19 protein-coding genes are annotated in these 21288 nt (G+C 61.7%); 9 read left to right on the top strand and 10 right to left on the bottom strand.

Going from position 1 to position 21288, the window contains the following annotated elements; translation table 11 throughout:
* Position 1 precedes the first annotated feature (1 nt).
* The 6 genes from pcaH to pcaC all read left to right on the top strand — a co-directional run bounded on the left by pcaH (position 2) and on the right by pcaC (position 5448).
* A complete protein-coding gene (gene pcaH, locus ACV8MC_RS00565; RefSeq protein WP_041478916.1) occupies positions 2–706 on the top strand; it encodes a protocatechuate 3,4-dioxygenase subunit beta in 705 nt (234 codons plus the stop codon).
* Position 707: 1 nt separating this feature from the next.
* Positions 708–1274: a protocatechuate 3,4-dioxygenase subunit alpha gene (pcaG, locus tag ACV8MC_RS00560; RefSeq protein ID WP_056783404.1), complete on the top strand. Its 567-nt coding sequence runs from the start codon at positions 708–710 to the stop codon at positions 1272–1274.
* Between the two features lie 262 nt (positions 1275–1536).
* Entirely contained in the window at positions 1537–2832 is a 1296-nt protein-coding gene (locus ACV8MC_RS00555; protein WP_041478914.1) for an MFS family transporter, read from the top strand.
* A 45-nt stretch (positions 2833–2877) separates the two neighbouring features.
* The gene (locus ACV8MC_RS00550; protein ID WP_457264138.1) at positions 2878–4242 is read left to right on the top strand and encodes a 3-carboxy-cis,cis-muconate cycloisomerase; all 1365 of its coding nucleotides are present in this window, start codon (positions 2878–2880) and stop codon (positions 4240–4242) included.
* An 11-nt stretch (positions 4243–4253) separates the two neighbouring features.
* Complete coding sequence (pcaD, locus tag ACV8MC_RS00545; RefSeq protein WP_150636442.1) at positions 4254–5045, top strand: 3-oxoadipate enol-lactonase; 792 nt, start codon at positions 4254–4256, stop codon at positions 5043–5045.
* A 10-nt stretch (positions 5046–5055) separates the two neighbouring features.
* Positions 5056–5448 (top strand): 4-carboxymuconolactone decarboxylase, encoded by a 393-nt coding sequence (gene pcaC, locus ACV8MC_RS00540; RefSeq protein WP_457264136.1) that lies wholly within the window; start codon positions 5056–5058, stop codon positions 5446–5448.
* A 103-nt stretch (positions 5449–5551) separates the two neighbouring features.
* Here pcaC and ACV8MC_RS00535 read toward each other — a convergent pair whose 3' ends face one another.
* The 5 genes from ACV8MC_RS00535 to emhA form a co-directional block, all read right to left on the bottom strand.
* Positions 5552–6358: a methyltransferase domain-containing protein gene (locus ACV8MC_RS00535; protein WP_150636444.1), complete on the bottom strand. Its 807-nt coding sequence runs from the start codon at positions 6356–6358 to the stop codon at positions 5552–5554.
* 292 nt (positions 6359–6650) lie between these two features.
* Entirely contained in the window at positions 6651–7910 is a 1260-nt protein-coding gene (locus tag ACV8MC_RS00530; RefSeq protein ID WP_457264134.1) for an OprD family porin, read from the bottom strand.
* Positions 7911–8326: 416 nt separating this feature from the next.
* Positions 8327–9787: an efflux RND transporter outer membrane subunit EmhC gene (emhC, locus tag ACV8MC_RS00525; protein ID WP_252868922.1), complete on the bottom strand. Its 1461-nt coding sequence runs from the start codon at positions 9785–9787 to the stop codon at positions 8327–8329.
* On the bottom strand, positions 9784–12948 hold the full coding sequence (gene emhB, locus ACV8MC_RS00520; protein WP_041478908.1) for an efflux RND transporter permease subunit EmhB: 3165 nt from the start codon (positions 12946–12948) through the stop codon (positions 9784–9786). The genes emhC and emhB overlap by 4 nt, the downstream gene beginning before the upstream one ends.
* A gap of 3 nt (positions 12949–12951) precedes the next feature.
* Complete coding sequence (emhA, locus tag ACV8MC_RS00515; RefSeq protein ID WP_039762673.1) at positions 12952–14109, bottom strand: efflux RND transporter periplasmic adaptor subunit EmhA; 1158 nt, start codon at positions 14107–14109, stop codon at positions 12952–12954.
* A gap of 266 nt (positions 14110–14375) precedes the next feature.
* Here emhA and emhR point away from each other — a divergent pair, with 266 nt between their 5' ends.
* Positions 14376–15008, top strand: coding sequence for an efflux system transcriptional repressor EmhR (emhR, locus tag ACV8MC_RS00510; protein ID WP_016771330.1), 633 nt, complete (start codon positions 14376–14378; stop codon positions 15006–15008).
* 211 nt (positions 15009–15219) lie between these two features.
* Here the strand turns inward: emhR and ACV8MC_RS00505 are convergent, their stop codons facing one another.
* From ACV8MC_RS00505 to ACV8MC_RS00495, 3 genes are read right to left on the bottom strand one after another with little or no spacing between them, the layout of a single operon-like run.
* Positions 15220–16269 (bottom strand): alkene reductase, encoded by a 1050-nt coding sequence (locus ACV8MC_RS00505; RefSeq protein ID WP_016771329.1) that lies wholly within the window; start codon positions 16267–16269, stop codon positions 15220–15222.
* A gap of 33 nt (positions 16270–16302) precedes the next feature.
* Positions 16303–17469 carry an MFS transporter gene (locus tag ACV8MC_RS00500; protein ID WP_150636450.1) on the bottom strand — a complete coding sequence of 389 codons (1167 nt, stop codon included), beginning with the start codon at positions 17467–17469 and terminating at the stop codon, positions 16303–16305.
* A 34-nt stretch (positions 17470–17503) separates the two neighbouring features.
* Complete coding sequence (locus ACV8MC_RS00495) at positions 17504–17806, bottom strand: ArsR/SmtB family transcription factor (RefSeq protein WP_016771327.1); 303 nt, start codon at positions 17804–17806, stop codon at positions 17504–17506.
* Between the two features lie 168 nt (positions 17807–17974).
* Between ACV8MC_RS00495 and ACV8MC_RS00490 the strand changes: the two genes are divergently transcribed.
* Positions 17975–18559, top strand: coding sequence for an acyl carrier protein phosphodiesterase (locus tag ACV8MC_RS00490; protein ID WP_095180569.1), 585 nt, complete (start codon positions 17975–17977; stop codon positions 18557–18559).
* A 105-nt stretch (positions 18560–18664) separates the two neighbouring features.
* On the opposite strand, the gene ACV8MC_RS00485 is transcribed toward ACV8MC_RS00490, so the two are convergent.
* Both ACV8MC_RS00485 and olsB read right to left on the bottom strand, forming a co-directional pair.
* On the bottom strand, positions 18665–19459 hold the full coding sequence (locus ACV8MC_RS00485) for a lysophospholipid acyltransferase family protein (RefSeq protein WP_457264130.1): 795 nt from the start codon (positions 19457–19459) through the stop codon (positions 18665–18667).
* Complete coding sequence (gene olsB / locus ACV8MC_RS00480) at positions 19459–20214, bottom strand: L-ornithine N(alpha)-acyltransferase (RefSeq protein ID WP_016771324.1); 756 nt, start codon at positions 20212–20214, stop codon at positions 19459–19461. The genes ACV8MC_RS00485 and olsB overlap by 1 nt, the downstream gene beginning before the upstream one ends.
* 153 nt (positions 20215–20367) lie before the next feature.
* Here olsB and ACV8MC_RS00475 point away from each other — a divergent pair, with 153 nt between their 5' ends.
* Positions 20368–21246 (top strand): acyl-CoA dehydrogenase, encoded by an 879-nt coding sequence (locus ACV8MC_RS00475; RefSeq protein ID WP_457264127.1) that lies wholly within the window; start codon positions 20368–20370, stop codon positions 21244–21246.
* Positions 21247–21288: the final 42 nt, after the last annotated feature.

Below are 21288 nucleotides of genomic sequence, written 5' to 3'. Positions count from 1 at the left end.
AATGACTGACAAGCCTGGTTACCGTCGCCCACAGGCAGGCACTCAGCCTGACTACCTGCACCCGACGTATCAATCCACCAACCTGCGCTCGCCGTCCAAGCCGTTGGTGCACCTGCCGCACTCGCTGTCGGAAATCACCGGGCCGACCATCGGTGCCGAACACGTTGCCGAGAAGGACAATGACCTGACCGCCCAGCACGACGGCGAGCCATTGGGCGAGCGCATCATCATTCACGGCCGCGTGCTCGACGAAGACGGCCTGCCGGTGCCGGGGATTCTGGTGGAGATCTGGCAGGCCAATGCCGCCGGCCGCTACAACCATGCCCGCGACCTGCACGACGCGCCGCTGGACCCGAACTTCACCGGCACCGGCCGCACCGTCACCGATGCCGATGGCTGGTACCAGTTCCAGACCATCAAGCCCGGCGCCTATCCGTGGGGCAACCACCACAACGCCTGGCGCCCGGCGCACATCCACTTTTCCCTGTTTGGGCCGAGCATTCTTACGCGTCTGGTCACGCAGATGTACTTCCCCGGTGATCCGCTGCTGGCGTATGACCCGATCTACAACTGCGTGCCGGACACTTCGGCCAAGGAACGCCTGATCGCCAGTTTCGATCTGGAAAAAACCATTCCGTCCTACGCCCTCGGTTACCGCTGGGACATCGTGCTGCGCGGCCGTGAAGCCACGCCGATGGAGAAATAAGATGACGCTCTATGCGACCACGTCCCACACCGTCGGGCCGTATTACCACATCGGCCTGACCTGGCTGAACCGCGAAACCCTGGCCAACGAGCTGACCCTCGGCGAGCGCGTGGCGATCACCGGCCAGGTGGTCGACGGCAACGGCGATGTCGTCAACGATGCCATGCTCGAAGTCTGGCAGGCCAACGCCGCCGGCAAGTACGACCACCCGGAAGATCAGCAGGACAAACCGCTCGACCCGAATTTCGAAGGCTTTGGCCGGGTACCGGTGGACGCTGAAGGGCGCTTCCGTTTCACCACGATCAAACCGGGCACCGTGCCGGGGTTGAAAGGCTCGACCCAAGCGCCGCATCTGGTGGTGCTGGTGTTTGCCCGTGGTCTGGTCAAGCATTTGCTGACGCGGATTTATTTTGAAGGCGAACCGGCAAACGTTGCTGACCCGTTGCTCGAGTGCGTGCCGGCGGAGCGTCGCCAGACGTTGCTGGCCAAGCAGGATGCTTCGGGTGTTTACCAGTGGAATGTAGTTCTGCAGGGCACTGATGCCGAGACGGTGTTCTTCGATTATTGAGAGAACACCCCAAATCCCCTGTAGGACAGAGTCCCTGTGGTGAGGGGATTTATCCCCGCTGGGCTGCGAAGCAGCCCCAAAAACCAGTCGGCGCGGTATTCAGATGAACCGCGTGTATCTGATTTGCGAGTGCTTCGCACTCGAGCGGGGATAAATCCCCTCGCCACAAAGGCTGATCCAGACGTGGGTGATGATCCGATGTGGAACGGGACTGTTGCAAAGTATGTCTAGACTGTGACTGTCCCTATCGAGTGAAAAAACAATGACAACCACCACCTCCCACTACACCGGCGAAGAGCGCAGCAAGCGCATCTTCGCTATCGTCGGCGCTTCGTCCGGCAACCTCGTCGAATGGTTCGACTTCTACGTCTACGCCTTCTGCGCGATCTATTTTGCCCCGGCGTTTTTCCCCTCCGATAACCCCACCGTGCAACTGGTCAACACCGCTGGCGTGTTCGCTGCCGGGTTCCTGATGCGTCCGATTGGTGGCTGGATTTTCGGCCGGGTCGCTGACAAGCACGGGCGCAAGAACTCGATGCTCATCTCGATTCTGATGATGTGCTTCGGCTCGTTGCTGATCGCCTGTTTGCCGACCTACAAGGACATCGGCGTCTGGGCACCGGTGCTGTTGCTGTTTGCGCGTTTGCTGCAAGGTCTGTCGGTCGGCGGCGAGTACGGCACCACCGCGACTTACATGAGCGAAGTCGCGCTCAAGGGCCAGCGCGGATTCTTCGCCTCGTTCCAGTACGTGACGCTGATTGGCGGGCAATTGCTGGCGGTGTCGCTGGTGGTGGTGCTGCAACAGTTCCTCACTGAAGAAGACCTGCGTGCCTACGGCTGGCGGATTCCATTCGTGGTCGGTGCGGTGGCGGCGCTGATTTCGCTGTTCCTGCGTCGTTCGCTGAAGGAAACCACCAACAAAGAAACCCGCGCGCACAAAGACGCCGGCAGCATCACTGCACTGTTCCGCGATCACAAAGCGGCGTTCATCACCGTGCTCGGCTACACCGCTGGCGGCTCGCTGATTTTCTACACCTTCACCACCTACATGCAGAAATACCTGGTGAACACCGCCGGGATGCACGCCAAGACCGCCAGCTACATCATGACCGGCGCGCTGTTCCTGTATATGTGCATGCAGCCGTTGTTCGGCATGCTCGCCGACAAGATCGGCCGGCGTAATTCGATGCTCTGGTTCGGCGCGCTTGGCACGCTGTTCACCGTGCCGATTCTGCTCAGCCTGAAAAGTATCAGCAGCCCGTTCCTCGCCTTCGTGCTGATCACCCTGGCGCTGGCAATCGTCAGTTTCTACACCTCGATCAGCGGTCTGGTGAAGGCCGAGATGTTCCCGCCGGAAGTGCGCGCGCTTGGTGTCGGCCTGGCTTACGCGGTGGCCAATGCAATCTTCGGCGGTTCGGCGGAATTCGTTGCCTTGAGCCTCAAGGCTGGCGGCATGGAAAACGCCTTCTACTGGTACGTCACGGCGATGATGGCGGTGGCTTTCCTGTTCAGCCTGCGTTTGCCCAAGCAGGCGAAGTATTTGCACCACGATCTGTAAACCCATGTGCGCGGGCTGCGAGGCCCGCGCCGGCAAGGACTGTTTATGACTCAGCGACCGGGCAATCAATTGTTCGATGCCTACTTCACCGCCCGCGATATGCGCGAAGTGTTCTGCGATCAGGGCCGGGTGCAGGCGATGCTCGATTTCGAAGCGGCGCTGGCCCGGGCCGAAGCGCGGGTCGGGCTGATTCCTTCATCGGCCGTGGCACCGATTGCCGCAGCGTGCGAGGCGGGCCTGTATGACTTTGCGGCGCTGGGCGAGGCGATTGCCACGGCCGGCAATTCAGCGATTCCGCTGGTCAAGGCCTTGGGCAAGCAGATCGCCTCGAGCGATGCCGAAGCCGAGCGCTATGTGCATCTGGGCGCGACAAGTCAGGACGTGATGGATTCCGGGCTGGTCCTGCAATTACGCCAGGCGCTGGCGCTGATCGAAAACCAACTGGCACAACTGGCCGACTCGCTCGCCACTCAGGCACAACGTTTCGCCACCACGCCACTGGCCGGGCGCACCTGGCTGCAACACGCGACGCCAGTGACCCTCGGCATGAAAATCGCCGGTTGGTTGGGCGCTTTGACGCGCAGCCGTCAGCGTCTGCAACAACTGAAGCCACGGCTGCTGGTGCTGCAATTCGGTGGCGCCTCCGGCACGCTCGCGGCGCTGGGGGCACAGGCGTTGCCAATCGCTGAGGCCTTGGCCGAAGAGCTGCAACTGACCCTGCCCGAGCAACCGTGGCATACCCAGCGTGATCGCATCGTCGAGTTCGGCGCCGTGCTTGGCCTGATCGCCGGCAGCCTCGGCAAATTCGGCCGCGACATCAGCCTGTTGATGCAGACCGAAGCGGCGGAAGTGTTCGAGCCCGCCGCACCGGGCAAGGGTGGTTCGTCGACCATGCCGCACAAACGCAATCCAGTCGGCGCGGCGGTGCTGATCGGCGCGGCCACGCGGGTGCCGGGGCTGGTGTCGACGCTGTTCAGCGCGATGCCGCAGGAACACGAACGCAGCCTCGGTTTGTGGCACGCCGAATGGGAAACCTTGCCGGAGATCTGCTGCCTGGTGTCCGGTTCGCTGCAACAGGCGCGTTTGCTGGCCGACGGTCTGGAAGTCGACGCGGCGCGCATGGCCCGCAACCTCGAACTGACCCAAGGCCTGGTGCTGGCCGAAGCGGTGAGCATCGTCCTCGCCCAACGCGTCGGCCGCGACACCGCGCATCATCTGCTCGAACAGTGCTGCAAACGCGCGGTGGCCGAGCAGCGCCATCTGCGTGCGGTGCTCGCTGACGAGCCGCAAGTCACCGCCGAACTCAGTGGCGCTGAACTCGATGATCTTCTGAACCCCGCGCATTACCTTGGCCAGGCGCAAGCCTGGGTCGAGCGCGCGGTGGCTGAACACAACGCTTTGAATGTCTGAAGGAGAGGGCTGTGGCTTTCGTTCAACTCGCCGATGGCGAACTGCACTATCAAATAGAAGGCCCGGCCGCTGCGCCGGTGCTGGTGCTGTCCAACTCGCTGGGCACCGACCTGCACATGTGGGACGCGCAGATGCCGGCGTTCACCGAGCATTTCCGCGTGCTGCGTTTCGATACCCGTGGCCACGGCGAATCGCTGGTGACGCCGGGTCCTTACAGCATCGAGCAACTCGGTCATGACGTGCTCGGTTTGCTGGATGCACTGCACATTGAGCGTGCGCATTTTTGTGGGCTGTCGATGGGAGGCCTGATCGGCCAGTGGCTGGGGATCAATGCCGGGCATCGGCTGCATAAGCTGATCGTCTGCAATACCGCGGCAAAAATCGGTGATCCGTCGGTGTGGAATCCACGCATCGAAACCGTGCTGCGTGACGGTGCGGCAGCGATGGTGGCCCTGCGTGATGCATCGATTGCCCGCTGGTTCACCCCGGACTTTTCGGCTGCTCATCCGGCAGCGGCCAAGCAGATTACCGACATGCTCGCGGCCACCTCGCCGCAAGGTTATGCGGCTAACTGCGCAGCGGTGCGTGATGCGGATTTCCGCGAGCAACTGGTTTCGATCAACGTGCCGTTGCTGGTGATTGCCGGCAGCGAAGATGCGGTGACGCCGCCGTCCGGCGGGCACTTCATTCGCGACCATGTGCGCGACGCCGAGTACGCCGAGTTCCATGCGGCGCATTTGTCCAACGTGCAGGCCGGCGCCGATTTCAGCGACCGTGTGCTGGCGTTTTTGCAGGCTCAGTGAGGAAGATTTTGTGGACGAGAAACAACGTTACGACGAAGGCATGCAAGTCCGCCGCGCGGTGCTGGGCGATGCCCACGTTGATCGCAGCCTGACCACGCTGACCGAGTTCAACTCGGAATTCCAGGAGATGATCACCCGCCACGCATGGGGCGACATCTGGACCCGCCCGGGCCTGCCCCGCCATACCCGCAGCCTGACCACCATCGCCATGCTGATCGGCATGAACCGCGAGGGCGAACTGAAACTGCACCTGCGTGCGGCGGCCAATAATGGTGTGAGCCGTGGCGAGATCAAGGAAGTGATCATGCAGAGCGCAATCTACTGCGGCATACCGGCGGCGAACGCGACGTTTCATTTGGCCGAATCGGTGTGGGATGAACTCGGGGTTGAATCCCGCGAGTGAGGTTGTTGCACTGACGCCTTCGCGAGCAGGCTCGCTCCCACATTGGAATGCATTTCCCTGTGGGAGCGAGCCTGCTCGCGAAAGCGGTAGCGGCCGTAACGAATCACACCCTGGCGACAATAAATATTCGCTTGAATGCAAACAACGTATGCCCATCCCCCTCTTGCGGATAATGCTCATGCACCCGCATCAGGTAGTGATAGATAAACCGCGCCTGTTCCGCTGAACTCAACGCCTGCATCACCGGCCGCAGCGCCGAGACCTTCACCCAGTCATACACCGGCGACTTGCCGTCAACCACCTGCAACTGCTCGGTCTCCCAGATATCCAGCGACGTAGTCATGGGCGCGAGCAACCGATAGTAATCCTCCAGTGCCAATAACGGCCGCGCCGCCATGCGCTGGCGCAGTTCAGGCGTGCCCAGTGGTGTGCCACCGGGGCCGCCGTTTTCGAGGGTGTCGAGCATCAGCCGATACCACAGCGCATCGCGCCAGTCCGGCATGTGCGCCGCCAGACAGCCGCCGGGATTCAGATAACCGAGCAGGCGCGGCAGCAGTTTTTCATGGCCTTCGATAAAGTGCAGCACGGCGGCCGCGAACAGCAGATCCGCCGGCTGCTCAGGTTGCCAATCAAGCAGGTCGCAATGTTTCCACAACGCCCGGATCGGCAGGCAGCGTGCCTCATCGAGCATCTGCGCGGAGCTGTCGACGCCCTGCAACTGCGCGCGCGGCCAGCGTTTGGCCAACAACTGCGTGGCAATGCCGGTGCCGCAGCCCAGATCGTAAATGCGTTGGGGGTTTTGCAGTTCGATACGGTCGAGCAATTCGTTGACCGGACGTTGTCTGAGACGGGAAAACTGCTGGTACGCCTTGGCGTCCCAATCGGGTGCAGTGGTGCGGCGCGTGATCATGAGGTGATCCTCCGGTGATCAAATGGTGTCTTCCGATGACAACCTGGTGCACAGCTGGAGACCGACTACGAAACGGAAGCGTGAAGGGTTGGAGCACCTGAGTCCTTCAGGTTTGCTCACTGTAACTGTCGCCCGCAAAAGCACTACATGGCCTGACCAATGGCATGCATCTGTGATGGGAATCAAATGTGGGAGCGAGCCTGCTCGCGAAGGCCATTTCATATTCGACACAGATGTCGACTGAAGCAGCGCTTTCGCGAGCAGGCTCGCTCCCACAGTGGAGCATGTTTGGTTAAAGCAGGCTGATCGGGTAGCTGACGATCAATCGGTTCTCGTCGAACTCGTTGTTGCTGAAGTCGCGGCGCATGGTCGAGTTGCGCCATCTGACGTTCAAATCCTTCAAAGTCCCGCTCTGCACCGTGTAACCGAGTTCCGATTCGCGACCCCATTCCTTGCCGTCGGTGATCGTCCCGGTGTGCACGTTGTCGCCGCTGATGTAGCGGTTCATCAGGGTCAGGCCGGGGATGCCCATGGCGGCGAAGTTGTAGTCGTGACGCAACTGCCAGGAGCGTTCCTGAGCGTTGTCATAACTGGCGTTGTAGCTGTCGTTGGCCAGAGTCCCGCCACTGGTGCCGTTGACGCGCATCCAGGCGCTGTCGCCGGTGAGTTTCTGCAGGCCGAGGTAGAACGTGCTGCCGCCGTACTTGGCCGAAAACATCCCGTACCAGGTCTTGTTGTCCAGATCGCCGGCACGCGCGCTGCCATCTTCCTTGCCGTAGAAAAAGCCGAGGTTGGCGCCCAGCGTCCAGTCGCCGAGAGGCTGACTGTGCAGCACATTGAGGTACTGCTGGCTGTAGATGTCCTTGAGTTGCGCATTCCATAAGCCGATCTGTGTGCGCTTGTCGTTGAACAGGTATTCGCCGCCCTGGAAGTTGAAACGGTCAGAGGTGAACGCGGCTTTGCCGGTCATCGACATGTCGCTCATGCTGCTGTCGTCGCGCGGGCTGTTGGCGCGGAACTGGCCGCCATAGAGGGTCAGGCCGGCGATTTCCTTGGAGGTGATCTGGCCGCCACGGAAGGTTTGCGGCAGCGAGCGACCGTCGTCCGAACGCAGAATCGGCAATACCGGCATCCACTCGCCGACCTTGACCTCGGTCTGCGAAAGTCTTGCCTTGAAGGCGACGTTGGTGCGACCGAAGTTGTCCGCCGGGCGGCCGTCATGGTCCAGCGGCAACAACTGCGTGCCGCCCGTGCCTTTACCGCCATCGAGCTTGATCGAATACAGCCCGAGTACGTCCATGCCGAAACCGACGGTGCCTTGGGTAAAGCCGGATTTGGCGTCGAGGATGAAACTCTGCGTCCATTCTTCAGCCTTGCCCTGGGTTTTGGTCGGGTTGGTGAAGTTGCGGTTGATATAGAAGTTGCGCAGGTTCAGGTTGACCTTGGCGCCTTCAACGAAGCCGCCTTCTTCGGCGCTTGCCGGCAGGGCCAGACCGGCGATGGCCAGGGCGATCACAGCGGGCAATGCGTAGGGCACAGGGAAAACTGTCATGGACTTGGGTCTCTCTTGTTTTTTTAGGGCGAACGGCTGCGCTGTCGCGGCGGGTGCGGCGCAGGCAACGTGATGCAGGTCTGAGATGCAGCGGTGGCGGTCAGCCGGGCGGGGCAGGGCGCTGGAGCATGGTGTCGAACCTTGTTGTTATTGGTTTTCTGGTTCGAATGGTGAAGGGCCTGTGTGTTCGGGTTCAATTGCTGAAAGCGGGTTTTGGGCGGTTATCGAACGCAAGATTCATGCGGATTTGTGGTGAGTGTGAGGTCCTCTTCGCGAGCAGGCTCGCTCCCACAACTGGAATGCGTTTCCCTGTGGGAGCGAGCCTGCTCGCGAAGAGGCCAGTTCGGCCGCGAAACCTTTGCGACAGGCAACAAAAAGCCCACCAATAAGGTGGGCTTGATGTAGTCAGCCGATGATCAGAACAGCTTCATCTTCGGCGCTTCTTCTTTCAGCGCTTCGTTCTGCGCGGTCTGCGCATTCCAGCCACCGCCCAGGGCCTTGTACAGGTTGACGGCACTGGTCAACTGCGCGAGGCGGTCGGTGATCAGCGCTTGTTGTGCGCTGAACAACTGACGCTGGGCATCGAGGAAGGTCAGGTTGCTGTCGACGCCGATGCGATAGCGACGTTCGGCCAAGCGGTAGTAATCCTGGTTGGCCTGCACGAAATCGCGCTGCGCTTGCAGCTGCTCGGTGTAGGTCTGGCGGGCGGCGAGGCCGTCGGCGACTTCCTGGAAGGCGGTCTGGATGGACTTCTCGTAGTTCGCCACGCCAATGTCCTTCTGGATCTTGGCGTAGTCGAGGCTGGCGCGCAGGCTGCCGGCGTTGAAGATCGGCAGGTTGATCTGCGGCTGGAACAGCCACGTCCCCGAACCGCCCTTGAACAGGCCGGACAGATCCGGGCTCAGGCTGCCCGCGTTGGCGGTCAGGCTGATGCTCGGGAAGAACGCTGCACGGGCCGCGCCGATATTGGCGTTGGCCGCCTTCAGGTTGTACTCGGCCTGGAGGATGTCCGGACGACGTTGCAGCAGGTCCGAAGGCAGACCGGCCGGTACGTCGCTGAGCAGATCATCAGACAGCGGTTTGGCAGCTTGCAGATTGGCCGGGATACCGGTGCCGAGCAGCAGGGTCAGGCTGTTTTCGTCCTGCGCGACCTGGCGGGTATAACGCGCCAATTGTGCCCGGGCGTTTTCCACGGAAGTGCGCGATTGCGCCAGGTCCAGCGCCGAAGCCACACCGACTTCGTTGCTGCGGCTGGTCAGCTTGTAGCTTTCTTCGAAGGCACCGAGGGTGTCCTGCGTCAGCTTGAGCAGTTCCTTGTCCGCTTGCCAGGTCAGGTAAGCATTGGCGACGCTGGCAACCAGACTGATCTGGGTACTGCGGCGTGCTTCTTCAGTAGCGAAGTACTGTTGCAACGCTTGCTCGCTCAGGCTGCGCACCCGACCGAACAGGTCGAGTTCGTAGGCGCTGACGCCGACGGTAGCCGAGTAGGAGCTGCTGATCATCGACTCGCCGGTCTGCGAGGCACGGGCCGGCAGACGCTGGCGGCTGCCGGCGGCATTGGCCGACACTGCCGGGAACAGGTCGGCGCGCTGGATGCGGTACTGCGCCGCGTAAGCGTCGATGTTCAGCGCCGCGACACGCAGGTCGCGGTTGTTTTCCAGGGCGACCTGGATCAGCTGTTGCAGGGCAGGGTCATGGAAAAACTGCTTCCAGCCCTGTTCGGCAGCGGCTTGCGCCGGAGCCTGGGCCGGCGAATATGCCGGCCCCTGCGGGTACTGGCCTGCGACCGGAGCCTCAGGCTGCTGATAGTCAGGTATCAGCGAGCAACCGCTCAGCACGAAGGCGGCGACTGCGATGGAGAGTAGCGACTTGCTCATTGGCCAGCCTCTTTAGGAGTTTCAGTAGTCTCATCCGCGTCGGTCTTTTTACGCTGACCGATGGACGACACAGTAACGAAGAACAGTGGGACCCAGAAGATCGCCAGGATCGTGGCCGTGAGCATACCGCCAATCACGCCGGTACCGATCGCGTGCTGACTGCCTGAACCGGCGCCGGTGGAAATCGCCAGCGGCACAACACCGAGAACGAAGGCCAGCGAGGTCATGATGATCGGGCGCAGACGCATGCGGCAGGCTTCGATTGCCGCCTCGCGCAGGCTGCGTCCCTGTTCATGCAGTTCCTTGGCGAATTCGACGATCAGAATGGCGTTTTTAGCCGCCAGACCGATGGTCGTCAACAAGCCCACCTGGAAGTACACGTCGTTGGACAGACCGCGCAGGCTGGTAGCCATCAGTGCACCGATGATCCCCAGCGGTACCACGAGCATGACCGCGATCGGAATCGACCAGCTCTCATACAGCGCCGCCAGACACAGGAACACCATCAGCAGCGACAGGGCGTACAGCGCTGGCGCTTGCGAGCCGGACAGACGTTCCTCGTAGGACAGACCGGTCCAGGAGATACCGACACCGGCCGGCAGCTTCTTGGCAATCGCTTCGACTTCAGCCATCGCTTCACCGGTGGAGTAGCCCGGCGCCGGAGCCCCGAGGACCTCGACCGCTTCCACACCGTTGTAACGCGCCAGTTTCGGCGAACCGTAGACCCACTCACCCTTGGCGAACGCCGAGAACGGAACCATGGTGCCTTCGGCGTTGCGCACGTACCACTTCTTCAGGTCTTCGGGGCTCATGCGCGAATCCGGCTGGCCCTGCACGTAGACTTTCTTCACCCGACCACGGTCGATGAAGTCGTTGACGTAGCTACTGCCCAGCGCGATCGACAGGGTGTTGTTGATATCGCTGATGGTGATGCCGAGGGCACTGGCCTTCTCGTCGTCGATTTCCAGCTGGAACTGCGGCTCATCGTTCAGGCCGTTCGGACGCACTTGGGTCAGCACCTTGCTTTGCGCCGCCATGCCAAGGAACTGGTTGCGCGCTTCCATCAGTTTTTCGTGACCGATACCGGCGCGGTCTTGCAGGAACACGTCGAAACCGGTGGCGTTACCCAATTCCAGAACCGCTGGCGGGGCGAAGGCAAACACCATCGCGTCACGGAAACTGAAGAAGTGTTGCTGGGCACGCGCGGCGAGCTTGAACACGCTGTTGTCGGCGTTACGTTCGCCCCACGGTTTGAGCATGATGAACGCCATACCCGAGCTCTGCCCACGGCCGGCGAAGTTGAAGCCGGTCACGGTGAACACCGAAGCCACCGCGTCCGCTTCACCACCGTCCTTGTTCGGACGCAGCAGGTACTCACGCATTTCATCCACGACCACCTGCGTGCGCTGGGCACTGGAACCGGCCGGGGTCTGCACTTGGGCGAACAGTACGCCCTGGTCTTCTTCCGGCAGGAACGCGGTCGGGATGCGGGTGAACAGCCAGATCATGCCGACGACGATCAGCAGATACGCCAGCAGGTACGGCGCCTTGCGGGTCAGCATATTGCCGACGCCGCGCTCGTAGCTGCGCACGCCACGGTCAAAGTTACGGTTGAACCAGCCGAAGAAACCTTTCTTCGGAGTACCGTGCTCGCCTTTCGGAATCGGCTTGAGCATGGTCGCGCACAGCGCCGGGGTGAAGATCAGGGCAACCAGCACCGACAGGGCCATCGCCGAAACGATGGTGATCGAGAACTGCTTGTAGATCACACCAGTGGAGCCGCTGAAGAATGCCATCGGCAGCAGTACCGCCGAGAGTACGAGGGCGATACCGACCAGTGCGCCCTGGATCTGGCCCATGGATTTCTTCGTCGCTTCCTTCGGTGACAAGCCTTCTTCGCTCATCACCCGCTCGACGTTTTCCACCACGACGATGGCATCGTCCACCAGCAGACCGATGGCCAGCACCATGCCGAACATGGTCAGGGTGTTGATGCTGAAACCGGCGGCGGCGAGGATGCCGAACGTACCGAGCAGTACCACTGGCACGGTCATCGTGGTGATGACGGTGGCGCGGAAGTTCTGCAGGAACAGGAACATCACCAGGAACACCAGCGCGATCGCTTCGACCAGCGTGTGCACCACGCCTTTGATCGACTCGGTCACCACCGGAGTGGTGTCGTACGGGAACACCACTTCCATGCCTTGCGGGAAGAACGGCTTGAGGCTGTCGATGGTGTTGCGCAACGCTTTGGCGGTATCGAGGGCGTTGGCGCCGTTGGCCAGTTTCACCGCCAGACCTGACGCCGGGCTGCCGTTGAACTGGGCGCTGATCGCGTAGTTCTCGCCGCCGAGGCCGACTTCAGCCACGTCTTTGAGGCGAACCTGCGAACCGTCCTTGTTGACCTTGAGCAGGATTTCCTTGAACTGCTCGGCGGTCTGCAGACGGGTCTTGCCGATGATCGTCGCGTTCAATTGCTGGCCCTGCACGGCAGGCAAGCCACCGAGCTGACCGGACGACACCTGGACGTTCTGCGCAGCAATGGCGTTTTTCACGTCGACCGGGGTCAGGTTGAAGTTGTTCAACTTGGCCGGGTCGAGCCAGATACGCATCGCGTACTGCGCACCGAAGACCTGGAAGTCACCGACACCGGCGGTGCGCGAGATCGGGTCCTGCATGTTCGACACGATGTAGTTGGACAGGTCGTCCTTGCTCATGCTGCCGTCACGCGACACCACGCCGATTACCAGCAGGAAGTTCTTCACTGCCTTGGTCACGCGGATACCCTGTTGCTGCACTTCCTGCGGCAGCAGCGGGGTGGCCAGGTTCAGCTTGTTCTGGACCTGTACCTGCGCGGTGTCGGAGTTGGTGCCTTGCTCGAAGGTCGCGGTGATGGTCATGCTGCCGTCGGAGTTACTTTCCGACGACACATAACGCAGGTTGTCGATACCGTTGAGCTGTTGCTCGATGACCTGGACCACGGTGTCCTGCACGGTTTGTGCGGACGCACCCGGGTAGGTCACCTGGATCGCAATGGCCGGTGGCGCAATGCTCGGGTATTGGTTGATCGGCAATTTCAGGATCGAAAGTGCCCCGACCAGCATGATCACCAGGGCGATTACCCAGGCGAAAATCGGACGGTCGATGAAGAATTTTGACATGGGTTACTCCCCTTTGCCGCCGGCGGCTTTGTCAGCTGCCTGTGCGGGGGCCGGGTTCTTGGTGCCGACGTTAGTCGCCTCGGTCGCTTTGACCTCGACGCCCGGTTTGACGTACTGCAGCCCTTCGGTGATCAGACGATCGCCGGCTTTCAGGCCGTCTTCGATCAGCCACTGGCTGCCGACGGTGCGGCTGGCCTTGAGCTGACGCAGTTCGACCTTGTTGTCGGCGCCGACGACCAGTGCGGTCGGGGTGCCTTTGAGGTCGCGGGTCACGCCTTGCTGTGGCGCGAGGATCGCTGCGCTGTTGACGCCGGCCTGCAACTGGGCGTGGACGAACATGCCTGGCAGCAGGGTGTGATCGGGGTTGGGGAACACGGCGCGCAGGGTCACCGAGCCGGTGGTCTGGTCAACCGAGACTTCGGAGAATTCCAGCTTGCCGTCGAGCTTGTACTGGCTGCCGTCTTCCAGGGTCAGCTTGACTGCGGCGGCGTTGTCGCCAGCCTTCTGCAGACGGCCACTTTCCAGTTCGCGGCGCAGTTCCAGCAGTTCCACCGACGACTGGGTCACGTCGACGTAGATCGGATCGAGCTGCTGAATCACTGCCATTGCATCGGCCTGGCCATTGCTGACCAGTGCGCCTTCGGTCACCGAAGAGCGGCCGATACGGCCGGAGATCGGCGCATAGACCTTGGTGTAACGCACGTTGATCTGCGCAGTCTGAAGCGACGCTTCCGATTGCAGGCGGTTGGCCAATGCGGTGTCGTATTCCTGACGGCTTACGGCTTGCTCATCGACCAGTTGCTTGTAGCGGTCGGAGATCGACTTGGTCGAACGCAGGTTGGCTTCGGCACTTTTCAGCGTCGCTTCATAGACCGACGGATCGATCTGATAAAGCTGCTGACCGGCTTTGACGTCGGCGCCTTCCTTGAACAAACGCTTGAGAATGATGCCGTTGACCTGCGGGCGAACTTCAGCGATGCGGAACGCACTGGTGCGGCCCGGAAGTTCCGAGGTCAGGGTAAAGGCTTGTGGTTGCAGGGTGACGACGCCGACCTGAGGGGGCGGAGCGGCAGGGGCCGCTTCTTCCTTTTTACATCCGCTGAGCAGCGATGCCAGGGCGACGGCAGTGACCAGAGCGGTAACAGCTGGCTTGAATTGCATGAAGATCCTCGGGTCAGGCGCGCATGAAGCGCACAAGAAGTGTGAAAGAGTAAAAATCGGGCACCGGGTGGATAAGTAGCTTGCTAAGTAATATACTTACGTTCATGGTTGTTTGTAAACACCTGCGCCGCGTACCCACCCTGATACAAAAGTCGTCGCAAGGTTTGAAATTGTAGGCCGGGGAGTCGATTCACGAGAGATCGCCCCCTCTTTATTCAGCGGATATTCAGCCATCCCTGAAACATCCTGTTTGAGGTTTTACTGCCATGGTCCGTCGTACCAAAGAGGAAGCTCAGGAAACCCGCAGCCAGATTCTGGAAGCGGCCGAGAAAGCCTTTTATGAAAGGGGGGTTGCCCGCACCACCCTGGCGGACATCGCGACCCTCGCCGGCGTGACGCGTGGCGCCATCTACTGGCATTTCAGCAACAAGGCCGATCTGGTCCAGGCGATGCTCGACAGCCTGCACGAACCGCTGGATGAACTGGCCAAGGCCAGCGAAAGCGAGGACGAACCGGACCCGCTGGGCTGCATGCGACAGTTGCTGATTCATTTGTTTCATCAAGTTGCACTGGACCCGAAAACCCGGCGCATCAACGAAATTCTGTTTCATAAGTGCGAGTTCACCGATGAAATGTGCGATCTGCGCCAGCAGCGCCGGACGGCCAGTCTCGATTGCAATCTGCGCATCGGCCTGACCCTGCGTAATGCGGTGAATCGCGGCCAGTTGCCGGAAGACCTCGACACTGCCCGCGCGGCCATCAGCATTCATGCCTACATCGACGGCCTGCTGTACGGCTGGCTGCTGGCCCCGGACAGCTTCGAGCTGCACGCCGAGGCTGAACGCTGGGTCGACACCGGGCTGGACATGCTGCGCCTGAGCCCAAGCCTGCGCAAATGAAACAAAATGCGCAATGGCCCGGCAGGATGTCAATCAGCCGCCATGGCTGATGATCGCGGCGGGGAGTTTAATCGTAGCGAGTCGCAGATTTTGTAGGGAAATTGTGTCGCTGTTGTTAAACGGTGTTTGCTTGCGCTTGTCCTGCGCCAATAGCAAAAAGCCCCTGACTCTCAAAAGTCAGGGGCTTTTTCATTTCTGCGCTACAGCGTGATTACAAGGTCGGATAGTCGATATAACCGACCGGACCCTTGCCGTAGAAAGTCTCCGGATGCGGCTCGTTCAGCGGCGCATCAGCCTGCAAACGTGCCGGCAGGTCCGGGTTGGCAATGAACGGCACGCCGAACGCTACGGCGTCTGCCTTACCGCTGGCCAGCCACTCGTTGGCGCTTTCCTTGGTGAACTTCTCGTTGGCGATGTACGGGCCACCGAAAGCTTCTTTCAGTTGCGGGCCGAGGCTGTCGGCGCCTTCTTTTTCGCGCGAGCAGATGAACGCGATGCCACGCTTGCCCAGTTCACGGGCGACGTAGGTGAAGGTCTCGGCAAGATTGTCATCGCCCATGTCATGGGAATCGGCACGCGGTGCCAGGTGCACACCAACGCGGCCAGCGCCCCAGACTTCGATCGCGGCGTCGGTCACTTCCAGCAGCAGGCGCGCACGGTTTTCCAGCGAGCCGCCGTACTGGTCGGTGCGCTGGTTGGTGCTGCTTTGCAGGAACTGGTCGAGCAGGTAGCCGTTGGCGCCGTGGATTTCCACGCCGTCGAAACCGGCGGCCTTGGCGTTCTCGGCACCGGTGCGGTAGGCGTCGACGATGTCGGCGATTTCAGCGGTTTCCAGAGCGCGCGGCGTTGGGTAGTCGGCCAGCGGACGCACCAGGCTGACGTGGCCCTTTGGCTGGATGGCGCTTGGCGCGACCGGTGCTTCACCATTCAGGTACGAAGGGTGAGATATGCGGCCGACGTGCCACAGTTGCAGGAAGATCTTGCCGCCGGCGCCGTGAATCGCTTTGGTCACGTTGGCCCAGCCACGCACTTGATCGTTGGACCAGATGCCCGGGGTGTCCGGATAGCCGACGCCCATCGGTGTTACCGAAGTGGCTTCGCTGAGGATCAGGCCGGCCGAGGCGCGTTGTACGTAGTATTCGGCCATCAGCGCGTTCGGCACACGGCCTTCGTCGGCGCGGCAGCGGGTCAGCGGGGCCATGATGATGCGGTTGTTCAGCTCGATGTCGCCGAGTTTGATCGGGTCGAAAATAGTCGCCATGTCTAAAAGCCTCTCTTTAATAAAGGAAGTTGATCAGTTGGAAGCAGGGGCCAGTTCGGCATTGCCGTTCTGGCGGAAGGTAATCAGGGTTACCAGCAGGGCCAGTACAGCCAGCGCGGCGGCAGCCAGTGGCACGCTGGTCAGGCCGTAGCCGTGGGCGATGACGCTGCCGCCGACCCAGGCGCCAAGGGCGTTGCCGACGTTGAAAGCGCCGATGTTCAGGGTCGAAACCAGGTTCGGGGCAGCCTTGCCGAAGGTCACCACGTTGACTTGCAGCGCCGGCACAGCGGCGAAACACGCGGTGGCCCAGAGGAACAGAGTGATTTCAGTCGGGATCAGCGCGACGCTGGTCCAGCTCAGCACCGTGGAAACCACGGCCATGGCGATGAACACGCCGATCAGCGTGGCGGCCATGCCTTTGTCGGCGAGTTTGCCGCCGATGATGTTGCCGACCGTCAGGCCCAGACCGATGAGCATCAGCGTCCAGGTCACGCCACGCGGCGACACACCGGTGACTTCACCGAGCAGTGGGGCGACGTAGGTGAACAGGGTGAAGACCGAGGCGGCGAACAGCGCGGTCATGCTCAGCGACAGCCAGATGCCGGCGCCTTTGAGGGCGGCGAGTTCGGCGCGCATGTCGAGTTTCTCTTCGTCACGCTTGGCCGGCAGAAAGCGGATCAGGCCGATCAGCGCGATCACACCGATGACGGTCACTGCCCAGAAGGTCGAACGCCAGCCGGCTTCCTGACCCAATGCGGTGCCCAGCGGTACGCCAAGTACGTTGGCCAGGGTCAGGCCGGTGAACATCAAGGCTACTGCCGAGGCACGTTTGTTGGGCGCGACCAGATTGGCCGCCACCACCGAGCCGATGCCGAAGAACGCGCCGTGACACAGCGCGGTGACTATCCGGGCAAACATCAGCACGTTGTAGTCGCTGGCGATGGCGCAGAGCAGGTTGCCGACAATGAAGATGCCCATCAACGCCACCAGCGCTGCCTTGCGCGGCAACCTGGCGGTGGCCAGCGCCATGAACGGTGCACCGATGGCCACGCCCAGGGCGTAACCGGTGACCAGCCAGCCGGCGCCGGGAATCGACACACCGAGATCCGCCGCCACGTCGGGCAGCAGGCCCATGATGACGAACTCGGTGGTGCCGATGGCGAAGGCGCTCAGGGCGAGGATGAGAAGCGAAAGGGGCATGCAGGTTTCCTTGTCGGCTGACTGACGTTAAGGGTCAGAGCTCTTTACTGAGAGTGCTGAGAAACGCCTGGATGACGTCCTCGTTACGTTTGAAGAAATGCCACTGCCCGGCCTTCTGGCTGCTGATCAGCCCGGCCCGTTGCAGGGTCGCCAGGTGGGCCGACACGGTCGATTGCGACAGGCCGCAACGCTGATCGATCTGCCCGGCGCAAATACCGTATTCGTGGTTGTGCAACTGCTCGGGGAATTCGCCTTTCGGGTCCTTCAGCCAGTTGAGGATGTCTCGCCGTACTGGGTGCGCCAGGGCTTTTATTATTTCGTCGAGGTCGAGGTTCATGGCTTGGGCTCGTGTTGGCAGTAGCGATATATCGCGATGGGACGAACTTTAAATCGTCGGATCGCGATATACCAATATGAATTCGGTCTGACGAGCGCATAAATCGTTATATCGGGTTATAACGATACGAGGATGCTGGAGCAGCAAGCGCAGTGCTAAGCTGCGCCCATGAACTATCTCGCGCATTTGCATCTCGGCGGCCAGCGCCCCGGTCAGCTACTTGGCAGCCTGTATGGCGACTTCGTCAAAGGTCGGCTGCAAGGCCAGTTCGACCCGGAGGTAGAGGCGGCGATTGCGCTGCATCGGCGGATCGACGTGTTCACCGATCGGCATCCACTGGTGGACACTGCCCTGGGCCGCTTCAGCGAAACGCGGCGGCGTTATGCCGGAATCGTCCTCGATGTGTTTTTCGATCATTGCCTGGCGCGGGACTGGACGCTGTATGCCGACCGACCGCTGGAGCAGTTCACCGCAGACGTCTATCAGGTGCTGTCCCGCGAACGGCAATTGCCGGAGCGGCTGGCGAAGATCGCCCCGCACATGGTCGCCAACGACTGGCTGGGCTCGTATCGCGAATTTGAGGTGCTGGAACAGGTGCTGCGCGGGATCTCGCGACGGCTGACCAGGCCCGAGGAGTTGGCCGGGGCGATGGCGGAGTTGCGGCGGTTGTATGAGCCGTTGAGTGAAGACTTCAGCCTGTTCTACCCGCAACTGCAGGATTTCGCACAAAACTCTGATCCACTGAAGATCTGAATGTGGGAGCGAGCCTGCTCGCGAATGCGGTGTCTCAGCCAATATAGATGCTGAATGGCACGACGCCTTCGCGAGCAGGCTCGCTCCCACAGGGGATTTGTATTTTCAGGCGGCGATCAAATCGCCTGCGCGACGCGGTTCGGCAGGTTTCGCCACCTCACCAAACAACACCTTCTGCACCGCCTGCTGCGCTTCGAACGCCAGCGCCGCGCGCTCGCGGCCCTGACAGGCAATCGGCTTGAGCAGATGCACCTGGACATCGCCGCAGTCATGGCTGAACAGGCGCATCAGGTGCGAGAGCAAATCATCGTCACCAATGAACGGCGCCAGCGTATCGATTTCGCCGTCGCGCAGATAACGGATCGCCACCGGTTGCAGCATCACTTCGGAATCGATCGCCGCCGACAGCAGGCGACCATGAAAGGTGCGCAGCGAACGGCCATCGGTGGTGGTGCCTTCGGGGAACATCAGCAGCGCGTGTTCGGTTTGCAGATGGCGGGTCATCTGCTTGCGGATCAACTGGCTGTCGCCCGACCCACGGCGGATGAACAGGCTGCCGGCCTTGGCCGCGAGCCAGCCGGCCACCGGCCAGGTGCGCACTTCGGCTTTGGACAGAAACGACAGCGGCGTGAGCATGCCCAGCAGCGGAATGTCGGTCCACGACACGTGATTGCTGACCCACAGCATCGGCTGTTTCGGCAGCTCGCCATGGACCCTCACGCGAAACGGCAGGGCGTTGCTCAGCCGCGCCATGAAGAAGCGCGACCAGCGCTGGCGCCGCTCCATCGAGTGGGCCAGACCGATGCGTTCGAACACGCCGAAGACGCTCGCCATGGTCAGCCCCAGCGTCACCACCAGCAGCACTCGCGCGATTCGCGCGTACACCCGCAACCGGCTCATCACACCGCCGCCTTGAAGTGTTTGGCGTAGCGCGGGCAGAGTTCGTCGCGCTTGAGCAGGATGAACACGTCGGCCACCTGGAAGTCTTCGTCCCAGCACGGCTCGCCGCAGATCTTCGCCCCGAGGCGCATGTAGGCCTTGAGCAGCGGCGGCATTTCGGCGATGACGTTGGACGGAATATCCAGCGTCGGCAGAGGATTTTTCGGCTCGGCGCGCAGGTGTTCGGTGCACAGGTAACGTTCGCGCAGACGCTGCATGATCGCGTGGGCCTGAATGCCGCCGTCCTGCATCGGGATGCTCGCGCAACCCATCAGATAGCTGTAGCCGCCCTGATTGAGCACTTCGGCCAATTCGCCCCAGAGCACGGCGATGGTGCCGCCGTTGCGGTATGCCGGATCGACGCAGGTGCGGCCGATTTCCAGGATCGGGCCTTGCAGATGGGCGAGGCCGTGCAGGCTGAATTCTTCTTCGCTGTAGAACTTGCCGAGGCTGCTGGCGGCGGTGTGATCGAGCAGACGCGTGGTGGCGACCAGGCGCCCGGTGTTCAGATCACGCACGCCGATGTGGCTGCAGTGAACATCATAATCATCCATGTCCAGACCCAGTTCGGCGCCTTTCAGTTTGGCGTTGAACTCGCCGCTGAAGACGGCGAAGCGCAGGGCCTGGGCTTGCTGCAAGGCTTCGGCGCCGATCAGGCGTTCGGCTTGCAGGCGGCGTTCATTGCCGGTGTCGCTGATGCGGGCGATTTGCGTCATGTGAATCTCCGTACGGGCCTTTAACCCGTCGTGGGTTGCAGCCGATCGACTTTCTTTATGCAGCCGTGTTGTGCAAAGTCAGGCTATGTAGCCCCGGTGTCATCGCCATGAACGTTCGGTGATGCTTATATGACAGCCCACAAGGAGGCGCCCATGCCCTGGCCAGATCTGCTGCACCGCCGTGAACGCTTGCCCGCCGCAGCTGATCTGGCCGAGGGCTTTGCAACGTTGTTGCAGACGCTGGGCAACGTCACGCCGTTCGAATTGGCGGTGGCCGGCGGGCGGCGGATGGCGACGCCGGGGCTGGCGTTTCTGGTGGGTTATCAGGCGGCGCTGCGCATGTTGTGGCCGAGCGCGCCGCTGAGCCTCGGCGCCTTGTGCGCGACCGAGCAACGCAGCCTGCGTCCGGCCGATATGCAAACGCGGCTGCGCGATTTGCGCTTGAGTGGGCGCAAGGATTTCGTCACCGCAGGCGACGCCGCCGATTGGTTACTGGTGGCTGCGCGCAGTGAGGAGCCTGGCGAAACACCGCGCCTGAGTCTGGCGGTGGTGTATCCCGGCGAGCCCGGCGTGAAGGTGGAAAAACTTCCGGCGTTGCCGTTGATGCCGGACATCAGCCACGGTCGCCTGTACCTCGACGGCGCCCTGTGCGAATTGCTCGCTGGCGATGGCTGGGACGCCTACGTCAAACCGTTTCGCACCCTTGAAGATGTCTACGTGCTCAGCGCCATGACCGCGTGGTTGTACGGCGTCGGCCAGGACAGCGACTGGCCGCAGGCCCTGCAATTGCGTTTGCTGGCGCTGCTGGCCGGGTGCGCCGAGGCCAGCCGGCAAGCGCCGAACAATCCGCCCGGGCATGTGCTGCTGGGCGGGTTGTTTGCGCAGTTTGAAGCGCTGGCGGGGGAGATGGACCAGGCATTGGGCAATGGCCCGGTGGAGTGGGCGCAGATGTGGCAGCGGGACAAGGGCGTGATGCAGTTGGCGGCGGGGGCGAGGGCGAAGCGGTTGGCCAAGGCTTTGGCGGTGACCTGAGCGGCCCCTTCGCGAGCAGGCTCGCTCCCACAGGGACGGTAT

The organism is Pseudomonas sp. PK-RTE-24 (assembly GCF_054052265.1).
This window is presented reverse-complemented; position numbering and strand designations above follow the sequence as displayed.

Coding starts and splice junctions, on each gene's coding strand:
- pcaG (WP_056783404.1), top strand. CDS start 708: ATGACGCTCTATGCGACCACGTCCCACACCGTCGGGCCGTATTACCAC.
- ACV8MC_RS00505 (WP_016771329.1), bottom strand. CDS start 16,269: ATGGCGACTATTTTCGACCCGATCAAACTCGGCGACATCGAGCTGAAC.
- emhA (WP_039762673.1), bottom strand. CDS start 14,109: ATGCAATTCAAGCCAGCTGTTACCGCTCTGGTCACTGCCGTCGCCCTG.
- emhR (WP_016771330.1), top strand. CDS start 14,376: ATGGTCCGTCGTACCAAAGAGGAAGCTCAGGAAACCCGCAGCCAGATT.
- ACV8MC_RS00555 (WP_041478914.1), top strand. CDS start 1,537: ATGACAACCACCACCTCCCACTACACCGGCGAAGAGCGCAGCAAGCGC.
- olsB (WP_016771324.1), bottom strand. CDS start 20,214: ATGACGCAAATCGCCCGCATCAGCGACACCGGCAATGAACGCCGCCTG.
- ACV8MC_RS00550 (WP_457264138.1), top strand. CDS start 2,878: ATGACTCAGCGACCGGGCAATCAATTGTTCGATGCCTACTTCACCGCC.
- emhB (WP_041478908.1), bottom strand. CDS start 12,948: ATGTCAAAATTCTTCATCGACCGTCCGATTTTCGCCTGGGTAATCGCC.
- ACV8MC_RS00535 (WP_150636444.1), bottom strand. CDS start 6,358: ATGATCACGCGCCGCACCACTGCACCCGATTGGGACGCCAAGGCGTAC.
- emhC (WP_252868922.1), bottom strand. CDS start 9,787: ATGAGCAAGTCGCTACTCTCCATCGCAGTCGCCGCCTTCGTGCTGAGC.
- ACV8MC_RS00500 (WP_150636450.1), bottom strand. CDS start 17,469: ATGCCCCTTTCGCTTCTCATCCTCGCCCTGAGCGCCTTCGCCATCGGC.
- ACV8MC_RS00495 (WP_016771327.1), bottom strand. CDS start 17,806: ATGAACCTCGACCTCGACGAAATAATAAAAGCCCTGGCGCACCCAGTA.
- ACV8MC_RS00530 (WP_457264134.1), bottom strand. CDS start 7,910: ATGACAGTTTTCCCTGTGCCCTACGCATTGCCCGCTGTGATCGCCCTG.
- pcaH (WP_041478916.1), top strand. CDS start 2: ATGACTGACAAGCCTGGTTACCGTCGCCCACAGGCAGGCACTCAGCCT.
- ACV8MC_RS00475 (WP_457264127.1), top strand. CDS start 20,368: ATGCCCTGGCCAGATCTGCTGCACCGCCGTGAACGCTTGCCCGCCGCA.
- ACV8MC_RS00485 (WP_457264130.1), bottom strand. CDS start 19,459: ATGAGCCGGTTGCGGGTGTACGCGCGAATCGCGCGAGTGCTGCTGGTG.
- ACV8MC_RS00490 (WP_095180569.1), top strand. CDS start 17,975: ATGAACTATCTCGCGCATTTGCATCTCGGCGGCCAGCGCCCCGGTCAG.